Here is an 18,278-nt window from a genome sequence, read left to right on the forward strand (position 1 = left end):
ACCCAACACCTCCAGGAGCCATTCCAATGAGTCAAGACGTCTACGTGGTCGGGGTCGGCATGATCCCCTTCACCAAGCCGGGCGCCAACCAGCCTTATCCACAGATGGCCAGCCACGCCACGAACGCCGCGCTGAAGGACGCCGGCGTCGGCTACGAGCTGGTGCAGCAGGCCTACGTGGGCTATGTGTACGGCGACTCCACCGCCGGCCAGCGCGCGCTGTACGAGGTGGGCATGACCGGCATTCCGGTCGTCAACGTCAACAACAACTGCTCCACCGGTTCGACCGCGCTGTTCCTCGCGCGCCAGGCCGTGGCCAGCGGCGCGGCCGACTGCGTGCTCGCGCTGGGCTTCGAGCACATGGGCCCGGGCGCGCTGGGCGCGGTGTTCAACGACCGGCCGAGCCCGTTCGACCAGTTCGAGCACATCACCGACGAGCTCGTCGGCAACGAGCAGGTGCCGCTGGCGCTGCGCTATTTCGGCGGCGCGGGGCTGGCGCACATGCAGCAGTACGGCACGCAGATGTCCACCTTCGCGAAGATCCGCGCCAAGGCCAGCCGCCATGCGTCGAACAATCCGGTGGCGCTGTTTCGCACGGTGATCACCGAGGACGAGGTCATGGCCGCACCGGTCATGTGGCCCGGCGTGATGACGCGGCTCATGGCCTGCCCGCCCACCTGCGGCGCGGCCGCGGCCATCGTGTGCTCGCCGCGCTTCGCCGAGCGCCACGGCCTGGACCGCAGCGTGCGCATCAAGGCGCAGGCCATGACCACCGACCGGCCCATCACCTTCGAGAGCCGCGACATGCGCGAGGTGGTCGGCTTCAGCATGGCGCAGGAGGCCGCGCAGAAGGTGTACGACGCGGCCGGCGTCGGCCCGCAGGACGTGGACGTGGTCGAGCTGCACGACTGCTTCGCGCACAACGAACTGCTCAGCTACGAGGCACTGGGCCTGTGCCCCGTGGGCGGCGCGGAGAAGTTCGTGCTCGACGGGGACAACACCTACGGCGGCCAAGTGGTCACCAACCCGTCCGGCGGGTTGCTGTCGAAGGGGCACCCGCTGGGCGCCACCGGGTTGGCGCAATGCACGGAGCTGGTCCAGCAGCTGCGCGGCACGGCGGACAAGCGCCAGGTCGAGGGCGCGCGGATGGCGCTGCAGCACAACCTCGGGCTGGGCGGCGCGTGCGTGGTCACGCTGTACGAACGCGTCGGACGCGCGTGAAGGCCGGCACCATGATCGACAGGAAATGGATCGGCCACACGCTGCCGCCCTCGGTGCTGCCCATCGAGCGCAGCCGGCTGCAGTTCTTTGCCAAGGCCATCGGCGAGACCGACCCCGTCTACACCGACACCGCCGCTGCGCGTGCCGCCGGCTACCCCGACCTGCCCGCGCCGCCGACCTTCCTGTTCGCGGCCGAGCTCGACTCGGGTGCGTCCAGCCAGCTGCTGGCCGACCTGCAGATTCCGCTGTCGAAGCTGCTGCACGGCGAGCAGAGCTTCAGCTACCACCGGCCGGCCTGCGTGGGCGACACGGTGACGGTGCGCTCCACCATCACCGACATCTACGACAAGAAGAACGGCGCGCTCGAATTCGTCGTCAAGACCTCGCGCGCCACCAACCAGCGCGACGAGCTGGTCGCCGAGCTGCGCGCGGTGATCGTCTGCCGCCACTGAAGGAACACCGATGAAGGCCCTGACCCACGACGCCGTTCAAGTCGGCGACGAACTGCCCGCGCTGCAGCTGCCGCCGGTGAACCGCACCGCACTCGCGCTGTTCGCGGGTGCCTCGGGCGACCACAACCCGATTCACATCGACACCGACTTCGCGCGCAAGGCCGGCATGCCCGACGTGTTTGCGCAGGGCATGCTGGGCATGGCTTGGCTCGGCCGCCTGCTCACGCAATGGGCGCCGCAGTCGCAGCTGCGCCGCTTCGACGTGCGTTTCCAGGGCATCACGCACCTGGGCCATGCGGTGCGCTGCACCGGCCGCGTGGTCGAGAAGCTCGAGCACAACGGCGAGCCCTGCGTGCGCATCGAGGTGCTCAGCGCCACCCAGTACGGGCAGGCGCGCATCGCGGGCGAGGCGCTGGTGGCGCTGCGCTGACATCACTTCAGGAAAGACAAGAGACATGACACGCAAACTCGCCGGCAAGGTCGCCCTCATCACCGGATCGGGCCGCGGCATCGGCCGCGCCATTGCCTTGAAGCTCGCCTCCGAAGGCGCGCGCATCGTCGTCAACGACCTCGATGCCGAGCCGGCCGAAGACACCGTGCAGGCCATTCGCGCGGCCGGCGGCGAGGCCGTGGCCTGCGTCGGCAGCGTGGCCGCGCCGGACTTCGCCGAGCGCTTCGTCGGCACGGCGGTGAGCGAATACAAGGGCCTGGACATCGTCGTCAACAACGCCGGCTACACCTGGGACAGCGTGGTGCAGAAGATGACCGACGAGCAGTGGTACGCGATGATCGACGTGCATCTCACGGCGCCCTTTCGCATCCTGCGCGCGGCGCAGCCCGTGATCCGTGCGCTGTCGAGGGCAGAGACCGAAGCAGGGCAACGCGTGGTGCGCAAGGTGGTCAACATCTCGTCGGTGGCTGGCCTCTTCGGCAACGCGGGGCAGGCCAACTATTCGACCGCCAAGGCCGGCATCGTCGGGCTCACGCAGACGCTGGCCAAGGAGTGGGGCCGCATGAACGTCACGGTCAATTGCGTGGCCTTCGGCTTCATCCAGACGCGGCTGACCGCGAGCACTGCGGAGGCCTCCACCGCGAACATCGAGGGCCGCGAGATCAAGGTCGGCATCAACCCCGGGCTGCTGGCGATGATGGAGCAGTCGATTCCGCTGGGACGCGGCGGCACGCCCGAGGAAGCGGCCGGCGCGGTGTACCTGCTGTGCGCGCCGGAGTCCGACTACGTGAGCGGCCAGACGCTGATGTGCACCGGCGGGCTCACCGGCATCTGAGCGCGCCGCCGGGCGGCGAGGGCAGGGCCTTGCGGGGCAAGCCGCCGCATGCGGCTGATACACTCCGCCCGCGTTGTCAGGTGTCCTGGCGCCCCGTGGAAACGGCGGGGCGGCCAGGGTGAAACGGGAAGTCGGTGCGCGGCGGTGGAGAACACCGCGCCATGCCGACGCTGCCCCCGCAACGGTAAGCGAGTCAGAAGCAAGACCCCGGGATCCGGTCCCACGCCACTGTGTCACGAACGGCACGGGAAGGCGGTCTTTGCAGGAGAGCCGATGGCCCTCCGCTCGCGAGCCCGGAGACCGGCCTGACGACCAGCGCATGACCTTGCGGTGGGCGAGGATCGGCGGGCGACGCATTGCGTCCGGCTCGATGCATCAGGTCATCCGCCAGAACAGCATTCGCTGACGCCTCCCGATTTCTCCTCCTCCCGCCGGGTCGTAACGACCATCAGTCGCGCGGCGGGCGCGGAGGAAACATCATGAACGAGCGAGCCATCGCTCCAAGCAGCGCTTCGCAGGGAGCGTGCACGCCGGGAACCGTCTGGTTCGTCGGCGCGGGTCCGGGTGACCCGGAACTCATCACCGTCAAGGGCCGAGGCCTGGTCGAACGCGCCGGGGCCATCCTGTTCGCGGGCTCGCTCGTGAGCGAAGCCGCCACGCGCTGGGCGCCGCCCGACTGCGCGATTGCCGACAGCAAGGACATGACGCTCGAGCAGATGTCCGCCTGGCTCATTGCACAGTCCGCGCGGTGCCATACCGTGGTGCGCCTGCAGACCGGCGACCCGGGCCTGTACGGTGCGCTCATCGAGCTGGTGCAGCCGCTGGATGCGGCGGGCGTGCCGACCGGCGTGGTGCCGGGCGTGTCTTCCGCCATGGCCTCTGCGGCGGCGGCGGTGGAGAGCCTCACGCTGCCCGAAGTCACGCAGACCGTGATCTTCACGCGCGTCGAGGGCCGCACGCCGATGCCCGAAGGCGAGTCGCTGGAGGCGCTGGCCGCGCACCACAGCACGCTGTGCATCTTCCTGAGCATCACGCTCATGGGCAAGGTCACGGCCGCGCTGACGGCCGCCGGCTGGTCGCCCGACGCACCCGTGGTGGTGGTCCACAAGGCGAGCTGGCCGGGCGAGGAAAAGATCGTGCGCGGCACGGTCGCCACCATCCAGGCGCTGTGCCGCGAGGCCCGCATCGTGAGCCAGTCGATGATCATCGCGAGCCCCACGCTGGGCGCGCGGCAATGGACCACGCTGGCCAAATCCAAACTCTACGACGCGAGCTTCACGCACCGCTTCCGGCGCGCGAGCGTTCCCGTCCAGACCCTCCTGCAGGACACCCCGTGAGCACCGAAACCATTCTCCTGGTGGGCCACGGCTCGCGCGAAAAATCCGGCAACGACGAGATCGAGGCCTTCGCGGCGCAGTGGCGCGAGCGGCAACCGGGCTGGCGCATCGAGGTCTGCTTCATCGAGTTCTCCGAAGTCACGATGAGCGAGGGGCTGCGCCGCGCCGCCGAGGGCGCGCAACGCGTGGTCGTGGTGCCGCTCATCCTCAATGCGGCGGGCCACGTGAAGATGGACATTCCGCAGGCCATCGACGGTGCGCGGCTCAAGTTCCCGATGGTGCAGTTCCTGTATGCGCCGCACCTCACGGCCTGCGACCCGATCCTGGCGATCCTGCGGCGCCGCCTGAAAGGCGCGATGCAGGCGCTCGACATGCCCGACCCGACCACCACCGGCGTGGTGATCCTGGGCCGGGGCTCGTCGGACCGGCAGGCCAACGGCGACATGGCGAAGATGGCGCGCTGGCTGCTGGAGGAAACCGACCACGAGCTGGTGGACCTTGCCTTCACGGGCATCACCTACCCGCGCCTGGAGAAGGCCGTGCAGCGCCAGAGCCTGCAGGGCATGAAGCAGGTGGTGGTGCTGCCCTACTACCTGTTCAACGGCACGCTGGTCGAGCGCATCGCGCGCCAGGTCGAGAACCTGAAGGCGCAGTACCCGACGATCCGCTTCGTCTCGACCCGGTACTTCGGCTTCGAGCCCGAGATCTTCGCGCTGCTGGAGCAGCGCGTGAACGACCTGCGGCGCGGCGCGCCGATCGCGCTCATGCCCTGCGACGGCTGCAAGTTCCGCGACTTCGCGGTGGAACACGGCCTGGGCGGCCACCACCATGACGATGCCGTGCCGCACAGCCATGGCGACGAGCCTGCGCACGCGCATCCGCATCCGCACGATCACGACCATGCGCATGACCACGCGCATGACCACGCGCACGGCCCCGCCCACGCGCACGGCACGGCGCCGGCACTGCGATGAATCCGACGACTTCCATGGCGGCCAACGTCGTCACCGAGCAGCTCACGGCGGCCGGCCGCGCCATCGAGCACGACTCCTTCGCGGTGATCGACCGTGAGGTCACGTCGCACCCCTACACCGCCGACCAGTGGCCGGTGGTGCGCCGCATGATCCATGCGAACGCCGACTTCGACTTCAACGGCCTGACCGACTTCCACCCCGACGCGGTAGACGCCGCCATCGCCGCCATCCGTTCGCGCGAAAGCCGCGTGGTGGCCGACGTGGAGATGATCTGCGTGGGCCTCTCGGCCCCGCGCCTGGCCCACTTCGGCATGGGCACGCACCAGTTCATCAGCGACGAGGACGTGATCGCGCAGGCCAAGGCCGAAGGCACCACGCGCGCCGTTCAGGCCATGCGCAAGGCCCACCGCCTGGGCCTGGTCGACGGCGCGATCGTCGGCATCGGCAATGCACCCACCGCGCTGATCGAGATCGTGCGGCTGGTCCATGAAGAAGGTGCGCGGCCCGCGCTGGTGGTCGGCATGCCGGTCGGCTTTGTCTCGGCGGCCGAGTCGAAGGACCTGATGGCGCTGGAGGCCGGCGTGCCCTGGGTCGTGATTCGCGGCCGCAAGGGCGGCTCCACGCTGGTGGTGGCCGCGATCCACGCGCTGCTGGGCCTGGCGGAGGCGCGCGAGCACACCGCATGATGGACAAGGGCGCGCCCCGCGGCACCCGCACCGGTTTCACGACCGGTGCGTGTTCGGCCGCGGCGGCGCGCGCGGCGGTGATCGGCCTGGTCACCGGCCAGGTGCCCGACGAGGTCGAGTGCCTGCTGCCCAACGGCGACCTGGTGCGCTTCGCGGTGCAGGACGGCCGCGTCGACGGCGCGCTCGCGCATGCGCATGCGATGGTCATCAAGGATGCGGGCGACGACCCCGACTGCACCGACAAGGCCCACCTCACCGCCGACGTGCGCGTGCTGCCCGAACTGGCGGGGCAGGTGCTGCTGAAGGGCGGCGTCGGCGTGGGCACGGTCACCATGCCGGGGCTCGGCCTGGCCGTCGGCGGGCCGGCCATCAACCCGGTGCCGCGCCGCAACATCGAGGCGAACGTGCGCGCGGTGGGCACGCCGCTGCTCGACGAAGTCGGCCTCGAGGTGGCCATCTCCGTGCCGCAGGGCGAGGAGATGGCCAAGAAAACGCTCAATGCGCGCCTGGGCATCCTCGGCGGCATTTCCATTTTGGGCACCACCGGCATCGTCAAGCCCTATTCCACCGCCGCCTACCGCGCGAGCGTGGTGCAGGGCGTGCAGGTGGCCGGCACGCTGGGCCACGGCGTGGTCGTGCTCACGACCGGCGGGCGCACCGAGAAGTTCGTGATGGCCGAGATGCCCGAACTGCCCGAGCCGGCCTTCGTGCAGATGGGCGACTTCCTGCGCTATGCGATGGGCGCGGCCGTGAAGGCCGGAATCAGGAAGGTCGTGATCGGCGGCATGGTCGGCAAGCTCACCAAGATCGCGCAAGGCGAGACCATCACCCACGCCGGCCGGGCCGAGGTCGACACCGGCCTTCTGGCCGACCTGGCGGCAGGGCTCGGCGCGCCGGGCGACGTGTGCGACGCGATCCGCGGCAACGAGACCGCGCGCTACGCCGGCGAGCGCATGGACGCACTCGGGCTCGGCACGGCTTTTCACACGGCACTTGCGCAGCGCGTCATCCAGACGCTGCGCACGCGCTACCCCGACCAGTTCGAACTGAAAGTGCTGGTCTGCGACTTTGATGGTCGAAAGATCGCGGAGGCCTCCTGAACACCGACGACAACATGACGAACAAATGCCGCATCCTCGGCGTGCTGGACGACGGCGATGCGAGCCTCGGCCGCAGCGCGCTGGCGCATCTGCAGCACGCGCAACTGGTGATCGGCGCCGCGCGCACCCTGGCCCTGTTCGCCGCGCACATCGCACCCGACGCGGTGCAGCGCGACCTGGCCGGCGGCCTGGCGCAGGTGCCCGAATGGACTCGCGCCGCGCAGGCCGAGGGCCGGCGCGTGGTGGTGCTGGCCACCGGCGATCCGCTGTGCCATGGCATTGCGGCCTTCCTGGCGGCGCGCCTGTGTCTGGAGGCCATCGAGGTGCTGCCGAACGTGTCGACGCTGCAGCTGGCCTGTGCGCGCCTTGGCCTGCCGTGGCAGGAGATGAAGTTCGCTTCCGTGCACGCCAGGGACGCCGGCGACTGGCTGCCGGGTTCGCCGCCCGCGCACGGCCTGTACGCGCTGCTGCGCGACATTCGCCAGCACGACCGCCTGGCCGTGCTCACCAGCCCCGACAACACGCCCGACCGCATCGCGCGCATGCTCGTGGCCGAAGGCCTGGCCGACGAAGTCGAGATGGCCGTGGCCGAGCGCCTGTGCCAGCCCGAGGAGCGCGTGGTCAGTGGCATGCGCATCACGGCCGCGGCGCAGATGCGCTTTGCCGACCCCAACGTGGTGCTGCTCTGGCGCACCCGGCTGCGCGCGCCGCAGGTGCTGTTCGGCCTGCCGGACGCCAGCTTCGAGCAGCGCCATCCCGAGAAGGGCCTGATCACCAAGAACGAGGTGCGCGCCGTCTCGCTCGCGCGCATGCAGTTGCGCACCGACAGCGTGGTGTGGGACATCGGCGCGGGCTCCGGCTCGGTCGGGCTCGAGGCCGCACGGCTGTGCTGGCGCGGGCATGTGTACGCCATCGAGAAGAACGCGGACGACAGCGCCATCGTCGCGCGCAACCGGCAGGCCATGGGCATCAGCAACCACAGCCTGGTGCACGGCAAGGCGCCCGAGGGCCTGGCCGCGTGGGCTGACCCGGACGCGGTGTTCATCGGCGGCTCCGGCGGCGAGCTGGCCGAGCTCATTGCGCTGGTGCTGCGGCGCCTGCGACCGAGCGGCTGGCTGGTGATGAACTTCGTGACCATCGAGAACCTCGCGGGCGCGGTCGAGGCGCTGAAGGCGCAGGGCGCGCGCTGGGACGTGCTGCAGCTGCAGGCCTCGCGCAGCAAGCCGATCCTGCACATGCACCGGCTGGCGGCCGAGAACCCGGTGTGGCTGGTCTGCGCGCAGGCAGCCGTGGCCATCCCCGAGACGGGAGCCGCGGCATGACGGCGCCCGGCATGCTCCACGGCGTGTCGCTCGGCCCCGGCGACCCCGACCTGATCACGCGCCGCGCGTGGTCGCTGCTGATGCGCGCCGACGCCATCTGGACCTACCCCGTGCGCAGCCTGCGCAAGGACAGCTACGCGCTGGACATCGCGCTGCGCGCCGGCCTGTCGACGCCCGCGCAGCACCAGGCCCTGCTGTTCCCGATGACGCACGACGCAGAGAAGCTTGCGCGCCACTGGCTCAAGGCCGCCGAGACCGTGCAGGCGATGCTCGCGACCGGTCAGGACGTGCTGTTCCTGGTCGAGGGCGACGCCTCCACCTACGCGAGCTTCTGCTACCTGGCGCGCGTGCTGCGCGCGCTAGACCCGGCCGCGCGCATCGAGGTGGTGCCCGGCGTCACTTCTTTCAACGCGGCCTGCGCACGGCTGCAGCTGCCGCTGTCCGAGCAGGACGACACCGTGGCCATCGTGCCCGCGGCCTACGGCATTGCCGCGGTCGAGAAGATGCTCGACGACTTCGACACGCTGGTGCTCATGAAGGTCAAGCCGCTGCTCGACGACCTGATCGACCTGCTGGCGCGGCGCGGCCTGCTCGAACACAGCCGCTTCATCGAGAAGGCCGGCTCGCCGGTGGAGCGCATCGTGCACGACGTGGCCAGCCTGAAGGGCACCAAGGTCAACTACCTGTCGCTGCTGCTGGTGAAGAACCCCGGCCGCGAACGCGGCGAGCTGGTGCGCGGCTGCCGCAAGAAAACCAGCACTGAAATCGAAGAGGAATCCCCGAATGACGAATGAAGCCGCACCCCGCGTGGTGCTCGTGGCCATCACCAAGCATGGCGCGCAACAGACCGCCGGCCTGGCGCGCCTGCTGCCCGAGGCCAGCGTGTGCGTGGCTGACAAGTTCGCGCCGCTCATGGCCGGGCTGCCCAACCCCGTGCGCGCCTATGCGGGCGCGTTTCGCGACGAAATTGCCGCGCTGTTCGCGGACTTCGACCAGGTCGTGTTCTTCGTTTCGCTCGGCGCCGTGGTGCGCCTGATTGCGCCGCATCTCAAGAGCAAGGACGAGGACCCGGGCGTGCTGGTGGTGGACGACGCCGCGCAGTTCGTGATTCCGGTGCTGTCGGGCCACGTGGGCGGCGCCAACGCCATGGCCGAGCAGGTCGCCGCGCTGCTGGGCGCGACCGCCGTGCTGACCACCGCGTCGGACGTGGGCAAGACCATTCCCGTGGACATCCTCGGGCGCGAGCTCGGCTGGAAGGTGGAGGCGCCCAAGATCAACATCACGCGGGTTTCGGCCCACGTGGTGAACGGCGAGCCGATCGCGGTGGTGCAGGAGGCCGGCAGCCCCGACTGGTGGACCCGCCCGACGCCCCTGCCGGCCAACATCCACCGGTTCGCGCGCTTCGACGAGGTCGACCTCGCGCGCTTCAAGGCCGTGCTGTGGATCACGCTGGCCGAGGTGAGCGCCGAGCGCTGGAGCGCGCTGGCTGAGCGCCTCGTGGTGTACCGGCCGCCGCAATGAGCCCGGTGCGCTATGCCATCGGCCTGGGATGCGACCGCGGCACGCCGCAGGCCACGCTGCAGCAGGCGCTCGACGAGGCGCTGGCCGGCATCGGCGCGCAGCTGGCACAGGTGGCCGCGGCGGCCAGCATCGACCTGAAGGCCGACGAGCCGGGCCTGCTGGCGCTGGCCGCAGCCCACAGTTGGGCGATGCACTTCTACCCCGCCGCGCAACTGGCGCAGGTGCCCGTGCCGCATCCGTCGGAAACGGTGCGCAGGCACACCGGCACGCCCTCGGTCAGCGAGGCGGCCGCGCTGCTGGCCGGCGGCGGCCTGCCGATGACGGCGCTGGTCGTGCCGAAGCACAAACACCGCGGCGCCGACGGGCGCCACGCGACGATCTCGATCGCGCGCATGTCCTGAACCCACATCAACCCCCGAACGGAATCCGCAATGAACGCCTCCGCACACCCCACGCGCCGCGTGCCGACCCCATGAGCGGCAAGATCTCGCTGGTCGGCATCGGCCCCGGCAGCCACGACCACATGACCCAGCGCGCGCTGGCCGCCATCACCGAGGCCGACGTGGTGGTCGGCTACAGCACCTACATCAAGCTGGTGGCCGACCTGCTCGAGGGCAAGGAAGTGATCCGCAAGGGCATGACCGAAGAGCTCGACCGCGCGGTCAACGCGCTCGAGCGCGCCCGCGAGGGCAAGAAGGTCGCGCTCATCTCCAGCGGCGATGCCGGCGTGTACGGCATGGCCGGCCCGACCTACGAGGTGCTGTTCCAGGCCGGCTGGACGCCGGACTCCGACATCGCCGTGGAGGTGGTGCCGGGCGCGTCGGCCATCAACGCCTGCGCGGCGCTGGTGGGCGCGCCGCTCACGCACGACTTCTGCTCGATCTCGCTGAGCGATCTGCTCACGCCCTGGCCGGTGATCGCCCGGCGGCTCGACGCGGTGGCGGCGGCCGACTTCGTGGTGGCCCTCTACAACCCCAAGAGCGGGCGGCGCACCCAGCAGATCGTGCAGGCGCAGCAACTGTTCCTGCGGCATCGGCGGGCGGACACCCCGGTGGCGGTGGTCAAGTCGGCCTACCGCCGGCGCGAGCGCATCGAGTTCACCACGCTGGCCCACATGAGCGAGTGCGACATCGGCATGCTGACGACCGTGCTCATCGGCAACAGCCACACCTTCTTGCAGCACGGCCTGATGGTCACGCCGCGCGGCTATGCCAACAAGTACGACCTGGACGACGGCGGCAGCACGCGCAGCGGCGAGAAGCCCGGCCGTTCGCTGTCCACCGGGCTGCTGGGCTGGATGACCAACCTGCGCGCCGACCACGCCGACGGCATCAGCATTGCCGCGCTGGCGGCGCAGCACCGCCTGCCGGCCGACTACATCGAGGCCGTGCTTGCCGCACCGGTCGAGGCGCAGCCGGCCGCGGGCGCACCGCTTGAACCGGCAGAGGAAACACAGGGATGACCGAAGTCGTCAAACCGAAGATCGGCGTCTACAAGCGCCACCTGCTGGTCTGCACCGGCCCGCGCTGCAGCCCCGACGGCGCCTCGCAGGACCTGTTCGACAGCCTGGGCGACAAGTTCAAGGCGGCGGGGCTCAACGAGGGGGAACTGCGCGTCAAGCGCAGCCGCGTGGGCTGCTTCGCGGCCTGCAAGGGCGGGCCGGTGATGTGCGTGCAGCCCGACGGCACCTGGTATTACAACGTCACGCCCGAGAACATGGACCGCATCGTGGCCCAGCACCTGGTCGGCGGGGTGGTGGTGGAAGACCTGGTGTTTCACCAGGGGCCTGGCTTGGGGGCGGGCGAGGACGGCTGAGAGGGTGCTCAGCGCGGCTCCTGGATGAAATCGACGAAGGCGCGCAGTGGTGCCGGCAGCAACCGCCGGCCCGGGTAGTACAGGAACGGCCCGGAAAAGCGCGGCCACCACGGCTCGAGGATCGGCTCGAGCGCGCCGCTGTCCATGCAGGGGCGCAACCAGTCCTCGAACAGATAGATCACGCCGGCCCCGGCCACCGCCGCATCCACCGCCAGGTCGGTCGCAGCACCGAGCCGCACGATCAACTGCCCCGTCACGTCCACGCGAAGCACTTCGCCGTCGCGCTCGAACTCCCATGGCGGCATCGATCCGCTGGCGAAGCGCCCGCGCAGGCATTCGTGGCCGAGCAGGTCGCGCGGGTGCTCCGGGCGGCCATGGCGTGCCAGGTAGGCGGGCGACGCCGCCACCGCGAAGCGCTGGGTGCGCGGGCCGATGGGCACGGCGATCATGTCCTGCTCCAGCCGCTCGTCGTAGCGGATGCCGGCGTCGCAGCCGACCGCCAGCACGTCGACGAAGCCGTCCTCGGCAATCACCTCGAGCGCGATGTCGGGGTAGGCCGCCAGAAAGCGCGGCACGATGGAGGGCAGCACCAGCCGCGCCGCGCTGACCGGCACGTTCAGCTTGAGCGTGCCGGCCGGCCGGTCGCGAAAGCCGTTCACCACGTCCAGCGCGGCCTCGACTTCGCTCAGCGCGGGCCGCAGCCGCTCCAGCAGCCGCTGCCCGGCCTCCGTGGGCAGCACGCTGCGCGTCGTGCGGTGAAACAGCCGCACGCCGAGCTGCGTTTCCAGCCGGCGCACCGCCTCGCTCAAGCTCGAAGCGCTCACGCCGCTCAGGCGTGCCCCGTCGCGAAAGCCCTTGGCTCCCGCCACCGCCACGAAGGCGTTCAGATCACCAAGGTCGACTTTCATTGTGTGGAATTCCGTACAGCCTGTGCCGATTGTGACGACTTATCAAGCAATGGTGCGCTGCCTAGACTGGCCTCGTCCCTTCAAGCTTCATGAAAGAAACACCATGTCCAGCACGCAAGCCCCCACCTCGTTCGCCCTTGGCGACCGCGCCGTCCATCGCCTCGGCTACGGCGCCATGCAACTCGCCGGCCCCGGCGTGTTCGGCCCGCCCAAGGACCGCGCCGCGGCGCTGGCCGTGCTGCGCGAGGCCGTGGAAAGCGGCGTCGACCACATCGACACCAGCGACTTCTACGGCCCGCACATCACCAACCAGCTCATTCGCGAGGCGCTCGCCCCGTATTCCAAAGACCTGGTCATCGTGACCAAGATCGGCGCACGGCGCGACGACAAGGGCGGCTGGCTGCCCGCGTTCTCCGCGCAGGAACTGGCGCAGGCGGTGCACGACAACCTGCGCAACCTGGGCCTGGACGTGCTGGAGGTCGTGAACCTGCGCATCATGTTCGACACCCATGGTCCGGCCGAAGGCTCGATCGAGGCGCCGCTCACGGCGCTGGCCGAACTGCAGCGCCAGGGCCTGGTGCGGCACGTCGGCCTGAGCAACGTGACCGCCGCGCAGGTCGCGCAAGGGCGCGCCATCTGCCGCATCGCCTGCGTGCAGAACCACTACAACCTGGTGCATCGCCACGACGACGCGCTCATCGACCAACTGGCGCGCGACGGCATTCCCTATGTGCCGTTCTTTCCCTTGGGCGGCTTCACCCCGCTGCAGTCGTCCGCGCTCTCCGGCATCGCCGAAAGCCTGGGCGCGACGCCGATGCAGGTGGCGCTGGCCTGGCTGTTGCGCCGCTCGCCGAACATCCTGCTGATTCCGGGCACCTCGTCGGTGGGCCACCTGCGCGAGAACCTGGCGGCAGGCACGCTGGAGCTGCCGGCCGATGCCATCGCCGCGCTGGACGGCGTGGCGGCGCCAGAGGGCAACTGACCTTCAGCGTGAGGCCCAGCAAAACCGTGCCGTGAAGTTCCGCAACAGCTTCGGCTCGTACGTGAAGTCCAGCCCCCGTATGGCGTGCGCGCGCCGGGCCACCGCGGCGATTGCGTCTGCGACGTAGTCCATGTGGTCGTTGGTGTAGACCCTTCGCGGGATCGTCAGCCGCATCGACTCCAGCGGCGCTTTCTCTTGCACGCCGGTGAGCGGATCGCGCCCCAGGAGCAGGGACCCGATTTCGACGGCCCGCACGCCGGACTCGATGTAGAGCTCGCATGCCAGCGCATGCGCGGGAAACTGCGCCGAGGGAATGTGCGGCAGCAAGGCCGCGGCATCCACGAACACGGCATGCCCGCCGGTGGGGTATTGAATCGGGATGTCCGCTGCGCGAAGACGTTCGCCAAGATAGGCGACCTGCCCGACCCGGTAGTTCAGGTAGTCGGGATCCATCGCCTCTTCGAGACCGACCGCCAGCGCCTCCAGATCGCGGCCCGCCAGGCCTCCGTAGGTGATGAAGCCTTCGCTGACCACGCAGCGCTCCTGCACTGCACGAAACAGATCTTCGTCATCGCGAAATGCACAGAACCCGCCGATGTTGACCAGTCCGTCCTTCTTGGACGACATGACGGCGATGTCGGCGCAGGACATCATCTCGCGCACGATCTCCGGGATGCTGTGCTTCGCGTATGCCGGCTCGCGCTGTTGGATGAACCAGGCGTTCTCCGCGAAGCGGGTCGCGTCCATCACCATCGGAATGCCGGCCTTGCGCGCCATCTCGGAGGCAGCCCGCAGGTTGCCCAGCGCGACCGGCTGGCCGCCGGTGGTGTTGCAGGTCACGGTGGCCACGACGGCCGCGACGTTCGACGCACCTTCTGTTTCGATGAGTCGCGCGAGCTCGGCGAGATCGAAGTTGCCCTTCCAGTCGTGGTATTTCCTGGTGTCCAGCGCTTCCTTGTTGAGTGCGTTGAGGGCGCGCGCGCCGGCCAGCTCGATATGCACCTTGGTGGTGTCGAAATGGAAGTTCGACAGGAACACCGGCTGCCTGGAGGCGCGTCGCTTGACGAGCTCGGGGTAGAGAAGTTGCTCCGCGCCCCGTCCCTGGTGGGCGGGCACGAGGTACGGGTAACCGAACACCTTGTCGATGGTTGCTGCCAGCCGGTAGTAACTTCGGCTGCCGGCATACGCCTCGTCGGCGGCCATCATGGCGCTCCACTGGCGATCGCTCATGGCGCCGCTTCCGCTGTCGGTGAGGAGGTCGATGTACACGTCGTCGCTGCGCAGCAGGAAGGGGTTGAGTCCTGCCTGGTGCAGGGCGTTTTCGCGGTGCTCTCGCGTCGTCATTGCGATTCGCTCGACGGTCTTGATGCGGAATGGCTCCGGGATGCGTTTCATGTGAACTCCATGATCTTCAGTTCGACCCAGCAGGGGAAAGCTGGGAAGGGAAGGAAATTTCGTCTATTCGGTGAACGACGATCTTTCGTTGTGAAAGACAAGAGAATTATTCGTTCTTCGTCCAGGAATGAGCTTTCACTTTTTTGGCTCGAAAACGGAAAAAAGAGGAAAAGTTGTACGATTCAATCCTTCAAAGAAAAGAAATTGCACATGCTTAAACTCGACAGCACCGACGTGCGAATGCTTGGCCTGCTGCAGGAGAACGGTCGAATGTCGAACCTCGAGATGGCCGAGGCGATCGGGCTTTCTCCGGCGCAGTGCAGCCGGCGCCACCATCGCTTGGACGAGGGCGGGGTGATCGACCGGTACGAGGCGCGCCTTCGCCCCGCCGCGGTGGGGCTGCATGTCACGGCTTTCGTCCATATCGGAATGGAGCGGGGCCACATGCGCGATCTCAAGCTGTTCCGGCAAACCCTTGCGCGCATGCCCGACGTGCTCGAGTGCCATTCGGTCACCGGCGACTTCGACTACGTTCTGAAGGTCATCGCGCGCGATCTGGAGGGGCTCAACGTCTTCCTCACGGAACGGCTGGTGGCGCTGCCCGGCGTCAACTTCGTCAAGTCACTCGTCTGCCTGGAAGAAGTGAAGCCGCGATCGGGGCTGCCGCTGCCGCAGTAGCGATCTGAAAACAGTGCGTGCCGCGCTCGCTCCGCGTGCGATGGGCCGCGCGGCCCGTCGCACGCAAGCGCTCAGGCGCCCAGCAGGCGAGCGCTGCCCAGCATCTCGTGCGTGTCGTGCGCCATCACGGCCAGGAACGCGAGCAGCCCAATGTAGTACACGCTGTACGTCAACCGCGTCTCGCCCGACACCGCGTAGTACTGCTGGTTGGCCGGGTCCTTCGGGTCGTACTTCCACGCGCGCATGACCTGCGGCGCGGCCAGCACGGCCACCAGAACGAGCATCGGGCTCGGGCGCCAGAAGAACAGCGCCACCAGCACCGGCACGCCCACCAGCCACACGCGCGGCGTGAGCACCGCGGTGATGCGGCCGCCGTCGAAGGGCGACAGCGGAATCAGGTTGAACAGGTTGATGAAGAAGCCCGCGTACGCGAGCGCCAGCAGCAGCCGGCTGTCGGTCTCGCGCGCCGCGAAGTAGCAGGCCAGTGCGGCGAGGCTGCCGAGCAGCGGGCCGCCCAGGCCGACCCACGCCTCGGTCTCCACGTCGTGCGGCTGCTGCTTCAGGTCGATCCACGCGCCCACGAAGGGAATGAAGGTGGGCAGCCCCACGTCGAGGCCGCGTTGCCGCGCCGCGAGGAAGTGGCCCATCTCGTGGACGAAGATCAGCGCCACGAAGCCCACCGCATAGCGCCAGCCGAACACGAAGGCATAGGCCAGCACCGACACCAGCATCGTGCCGCCCGAGAGCGCCAGCTTGCCGAGCTTGCCCGCGCTCAGCAGCAACAGCAGCAGCTTCACCATGGCGCGTGCCTCAGGTCGCGGGGGGCTTGGGCGGCTCGTTGAAGGTGGTGGTGTCGCTCGGCGGCGGTGCGACCGCCGCAGCGGGCGCGGCCACCACTTCGGGTTGCTTCTTCTTGAAGATCTTCGCAACGCCCCACAGCGCGGCGCCCACCGCCACGATCGCCAGCTTGGCGAACTTGGCCGCGAACGCCAGGATGATCGCGAACAGGCCCAGCTTCTTCACCGCCACGCCCGCCACCAGGGCGGCCAGGCCGTAGGCGGCGACCTTGTCGGTGGACGCGTTGAAGTCGGCGTACTTCTTGCCGTCGTCGTACTGCAGCGCGGTGAGCAGCCTGGCCGCGTCGGGCTTGTACTTGTCGATGTCCTTGGCGTTGGTGATGAGGTTCAGGCTCAGGTAGCCGTCGCGGCCCAGCGCATAGGTGTTGTAGTTCACGCCCTGGTTGTCGTCGGCGCCGCCCTTTCGCTTGGACAGTGCCGACCACACCAGTCGGTGCGTGCCGGCCTCGTACTCGGGCTTCTGCGCCCAGCCGGTCACCTCGATGGCGGGAATGCCGCGCTTGGCGCGCTCTTCGTTGGCGGCCTCGGTGCCTTCCTTCAGGCTCTTGAGCAGGTCGTCGGCGTTCCACTCCTTCGCATCGTCGTCCTTGATGTAGCCCTCTTTCACGAACTTCACCACCGCCATCCAGTCGGCGTCGTCGGCGGGGAAGATGGCCCCCAGGAAGGTGTCGTCGGTGCGGTTGCCCATGGCGCGCATCAGCTGCGCGGCAGCGGGCGTGGGCACCCACACGTAGCCTTCCGGCAGTTTCAGGTGGGCCTGGTCGCGCAGCACGATGTCGGCGGGGCCGGCTTTCTGCACGGCCTTGGCGGCCTTGAATGCGGCCTCCTGCTCGGCTTCCGGCGACAGGGCGGTGGAGGCCGGTGCGGCGGTGGTGGAAGCACCAGTGGAAGTGCCGGTCGGGGATGCGGCGTGGGCGGTGTGTGCCACGAAAGCGGCGCACGCGAGCAGCAGGCCGGCCGTCAGGCGGGTGGTTTGAATACGCAAGTTCTCTCTCCTCGGTTGTTATGAATCTGGCGAGCGAGAAGAGTGTAAATACCTACGTGTCGCTCCACTTCCGAAGGAGGTTGTGGTACGTGCCCACCAGCGTGCGGCGTGCCGCTTCGTCGGCACCGCTCTGGTTCAACCGCTGGATCGCGTGGTCCATGTCGAACAGCAAGGCACGGTCGCCCGCGTCGCGCACCAGGCTCTGCACCCAGAAGAAACACGCCACGCGCACGCCGCGCGTGACGGGCGTCACCTGGTGCAGGCTGGTGGCGGGGTACAGCACCATGTCGCCGGCCGCGAGCTTGACGGTCTGCATGCCGTGCGTGTCTTCCATCTGCAGCTCGCCGCCGTCGTAGCTGTCGGCGTCCGACAGGAACAGCGTTGCCGACAGGTCGGTGCGCAGCTTGCGCCCCGTGCGCGGGTCGATGCGCACGCCGCCGTCCACGTGCAGGCCGAAGTGCATGCCTTCGCCGTAGCGGTTGAACATGGGCGGGTACAGCAGGTTGGGCAGGGCCGCGCTGATGAAGGTCGGGTGGCGCTCCAGCGCGCTTGCGACGATGGCCTGGCACTCGTGCGCCACCGCCGAGCCTTCGTCGATCTGCTGGTTGAACTTGACCGGCGCGCCCTGGTGGCCCGCGGTGACGCGCCCGTCGACCCAGGCATCGCCGGCCGCGTCGAGGCGCGCGCGAACCGCCGCGAGCGCCTCGCGGTCCAGAACACCGGGGATGCAGACCAGCATGGGAGAGGGCTCCTGGGCAAC

Annotated in this window: 21 protein-coding genes and 1 riboswitch; of the genes, 16 read left to right on the forward strand and 5 right to left on the reverse strand. The window is 69.0% G+C overall.

Going from position 1 to position 18,278, the window contains the following annotated elements; all coding sequences use genetic code 11:
• Nucleotides 1–26 precede the first annotated feature (26 nt).
• The 14 genes from AC1DJH_RS31235 (at nucleotide 27) to AC1DJH_RS31300 (ending at nucleotide 11,713) form a co-directional block, all read left to right on the forward strand.
• The gene (locus tag AC1DJH_RS31235; protein ID WP_478188361.1) at nucleotides 27–1,220 is read left to right on the forward strand and encodes a lipid-transfer protein; all 1,194 of its coding nucleotides are present in this window, start codon (nucleotides 27–29) and stop codon (nucleotides 1,218–1,220) included.
• Nucleotides 1,221–1,231: 11 nt separating this feature from the next.
• Nucleotides 1,232–1,672 (forward strand): MaoC family dehydratase N-terminal domain-containing protein, encoded by a 441-nt coding sequence (locus tag AC1DJH_RS31240; protein WP_478188362.1) that lies wholly within the window; start codon nucleotides 1,232–1,234, stop codon nucleotides 1,670–1,672.
• Nucleotides 1,673–1,682: 10 nt separating this feature from the next.
• A complete protein-coding gene (locus AC1DJH_RS31245) occupies nucleotides 1,683–2,102 on the forward strand; it encodes a MaoC family dehydratase (protein ID WP_478188363.1) in 420 nt (139 codons plus the stop codon).
• 25 nt (nucleotides 2,103–2,127) lie between these two features.
• The gene (locus tag AC1DJH_RS31250; protein WP_478188364.1) at nucleotides 2,128–2,958 is read left to right on the forward strand and encodes an SDR family NAD(P)-dependent oxidoreductase; all 831 of its coding nucleotides are present in this window, start codon (nucleotides 2,128–2,130) and stop codon (nucleotides 2,956–2,958) included.
• 61 nt (nucleotides 2,959–3,019) lie between these two features.
• Nucleotides 3,020–3,281, forward strand: a riboswitch (cobalamin riboswitch).
• A gap of 156 nt (nucleotides 3,282–3,437) precedes the next feature.
• Nucleotides 3,438–4,295 (forward strand): precorrin-4 C(11)-methyltransferase, encoded by an 858-nt coding sequence (gene cobM / locus AC1DJH_RS31255; RefSeq protein ID WP_478188365.1) that lies wholly within the window; start codon nucleotides 3,438–3,440, stop codon nucleotides 4,293–4,295.
• Complete coding sequence (locus tag AC1DJH_RS31260; protein ID WP_478188366.1) at nucleotides 4,292–5,269, forward strand: sirohydrochlorin chelatase; 978 nt, start codon at nucleotides 4,292–4,294, stop codon at nucleotides 5,267–5,269. The genes cobM and AC1DJH_RS31260 overlap by 4 nt, the downstream gene beginning before the upstream one ends.
• The gene (locus tag AC1DJH_RS31265) at nucleotides 5,266–5,955 is read left to right on the forward strand and encodes a precorrin-8X methylmutase (protein ID WP_435495166.1); all 690 of its coding nucleotides are present in this window, start codon (nucleotides 5,266–5,268) and stop codon (nucleotides 5,953–5,955) included. Before AC1DJH_RS31260 ends, AC1DJH_RS31265 begins: the two co-directional genes overlap by 4 nt.
• Complete coding sequence (locus tag AC1DJH_RS31270; protein WP_478188367.1) at nucleotides 5,952–7,055, forward strand: cobalt-precorrin-5B (C(1))-methyltransferase; 1,104 nt, start codon at nucleotides 5,952–5,954, stop codon at nucleotides 7,053–7,055. Before AC1DJH_RS31265 ends, AC1DJH_RS31270 begins: the two co-directional genes overlap by 4 nt.
• Nucleotides 7,056–7,069: 14 nt before the next feature.
• Nucleotides 7,070–8,377 (forward strand): precorrin-6y C5,15-methyltransferase (decarboxylating) subunit CbiE, encoded by a 1,308-nt coding sequence (gene cbiE / locus AC1DJH_RS31275; RefSeq protein ID WP_478188368.1) that lies wholly within the window; start codon nucleotides 7,070–7,072, stop codon nucleotides 8,375–8,377.
• A complete protein-coding gene (gene cobI / locus AC1DJH_RS31280; protein WP_478188369.1) occupies nucleotides 8,374–9,171 on the forward strand; it encodes a precorrin-2 C(20)-methyltransferase in 798 nt (265 codons plus the stop codon). Before cbiE ends, cobI begins: the two co-directional genes overlap by 4 nt.
• Nucleotides 9,161–9,898, forward strand: a complete 738-nt coding sequence (locus AC1DJH_RS31285) for a cobalamin biosynthesis central domain-containing protein (protein ID WP_478188370.1) — start codon at nucleotides 9,161–9,163, stop codon at nucleotides 9,896–9,898. Before cobI ends, AC1DJH_RS31285 begins: the two co-directional genes overlap by 11 nt.
• The gene (locus tag AC1DJH_RS31290; protein WP_472118073.1) at nucleotides 9,895–10,299 is read left to right on the forward strand and encodes a cobalamin biosynthesis protein; all 405 of its coding nucleotides are present in this window, start codon (nucleotides 9,895–9,897) and stop codon (nucleotides 10,297–10,299) included. The genes AC1DJH_RS31285 and AC1DJH_RS31290 overlap by 4 nt, the downstream gene beginning before the upstream one ends.
• Before the next feature lie 71 nt (nucleotides 10,300–10,370).
• Complete coding sequence (cobJ, locus tag AC1DJH_RS31295; RefSeq protein ID WP_478188371.1) at nucleotides 10,371–11,360, forward strand: precorrin-3B C(17)-methyltransferase; 990 nt, start codon at nucleotides 10,371–10,373, stop codon at nucleotides 11,358–11,360.
• Nucleotides 11,357–11,713, forward strand: a complete 357-nt coding sequence (locus AC1DJH_RS31300) for a (2Fe-2S) ferredoxin domain-containing protein (protein WP_435440061.1) — start codon at nucleotides 11,357–11,359, stop codon at nucleotides 11,711–11,713. Before cobJ ends, AC1DJH_RS31300 begins: the two co-directional genes overlap by 4 nt.
• An 8-nt stretch (nucleotides 11,714–11,721) precedes the next feature.
• Here AC1DJH_RS31300 and AC1DJH_RS31305 read toward each other — a convergent pair whose 3' ends face one another.
• Nucleotides 11,722–12,621, reverse strand: coding sequence for a LysR family transcriptional regulator (locus AC1DJH_RS31305; protein WP_478188372.1), 900 nt, complete (start codon nucleotides 12,619–12,621; stop codon nucleotides 11,722–11,724).
• 103 nt (nucleotides 12,622–12,724) lie between these two features.
• Here AC1DJH_RS31305 and AC1DJH_RS31310 point away from each other — a divergent pair, with 103 nt between their 5' ends.
• Nucleotides 12,725–13,603, forward strand: coding sequence for an aldo/keto reductase family oxidoreductase (locus AC1DJH_RS31310; RefSeq protein WP_478188373.1), 879 nt, complete (start codon nucleotides 12,725–12,727; stop codon nucleotides 13,601–13,603).
• Nucleotides 13,604–13,606: 3 nt separating this feature from the next.
• Here AC1DJH_RS31310 and AC1DJH_RS31315 read toward each other — a convergent pair whose 3' ends face one another.
• A complete protein-coding gene (locus tag AC1DJH_RS31315) occupies nucleotides 13,607–14,998 on the reverse strand; it encodes a tryptophanase (protein WP_478188374.1) in 1,392 nt (463 codons plus the stop codon).
• Nucleotides 14,999–15,202: 204 nt separating this feature from the next.
• Between AC1DJH_RS31315 and AC1DJH_RS31320 the strand changes: the two genes are divergently transcribed.
• Nucleotides 15,203–15,676, forward strand: coding sequence for an Lrp/AsnC family transcriptional regulator (locus AC1DJH_RS31320; protein WP_472118561.1), 474 nt, complete (start codon nucleotides 15,203–15,205; stop codon nucleotides 15,674–15,676).
• 71 nt (nucleotides 15,677–15,747) lie between these two features.
• On the opposite strand, the gene AC1DJH_RS31325 is transcribed toward AC1DJH_RS31320, so the two are convergent.
• The 3 genes from AC1DJH_RS31325 to AC1DJH_RS31335 are packed head-to-tail and all read right to left on the reverse strand — an operon-like array spanning nucleotide 15,748 to nucleotide 18,257.
• Nucleotides 15,748–16,476, reverse strand: coding sequence for a site-2 protease family protein (locus AC1DJH_RS31325; protein ID WP_478188375.1), 729 nt, complete (start codon nucleotides 16,474–16,476; stop codon nucleotides 15,748–15,750).
• Nucleotides 16,477–16,486: 10 nt separating this feature from the next.
• Nucleotides 16,487–17,518, reverse strand: coding sequence for a DUF2167 domain-containing protein (locus AC1DJH_RS31330; RefSeq protein WP_478188376.1), 1,032 nt, complete (start codon nucleotides 17,516–17,518; stop codon nucleotides 16,487–16,489).
• A gap of 52 nt (nucleotides 17,519–17,570) precedes the next feature.
• Nucleotides 17,571–18,257 carry a Fe2+-dependent dioxygenase gene (locus AC1DJH_RS31335; protein ID WP_472118053.1) on the reverse strand — a complete coding sequence of 229 codons (687 nt, stop codon included), beginning with the start codon at nucleotides 18,255–18,257 and terminating at the stop codon, nucleotides 17,571–17,573.
• Between the last annotated feature and the right edge of the window lie 21 nt (nucleotides 18,258–18,278).

The organism is Variovorax sp. 10N412 (genome assembly GCF_056394985.1).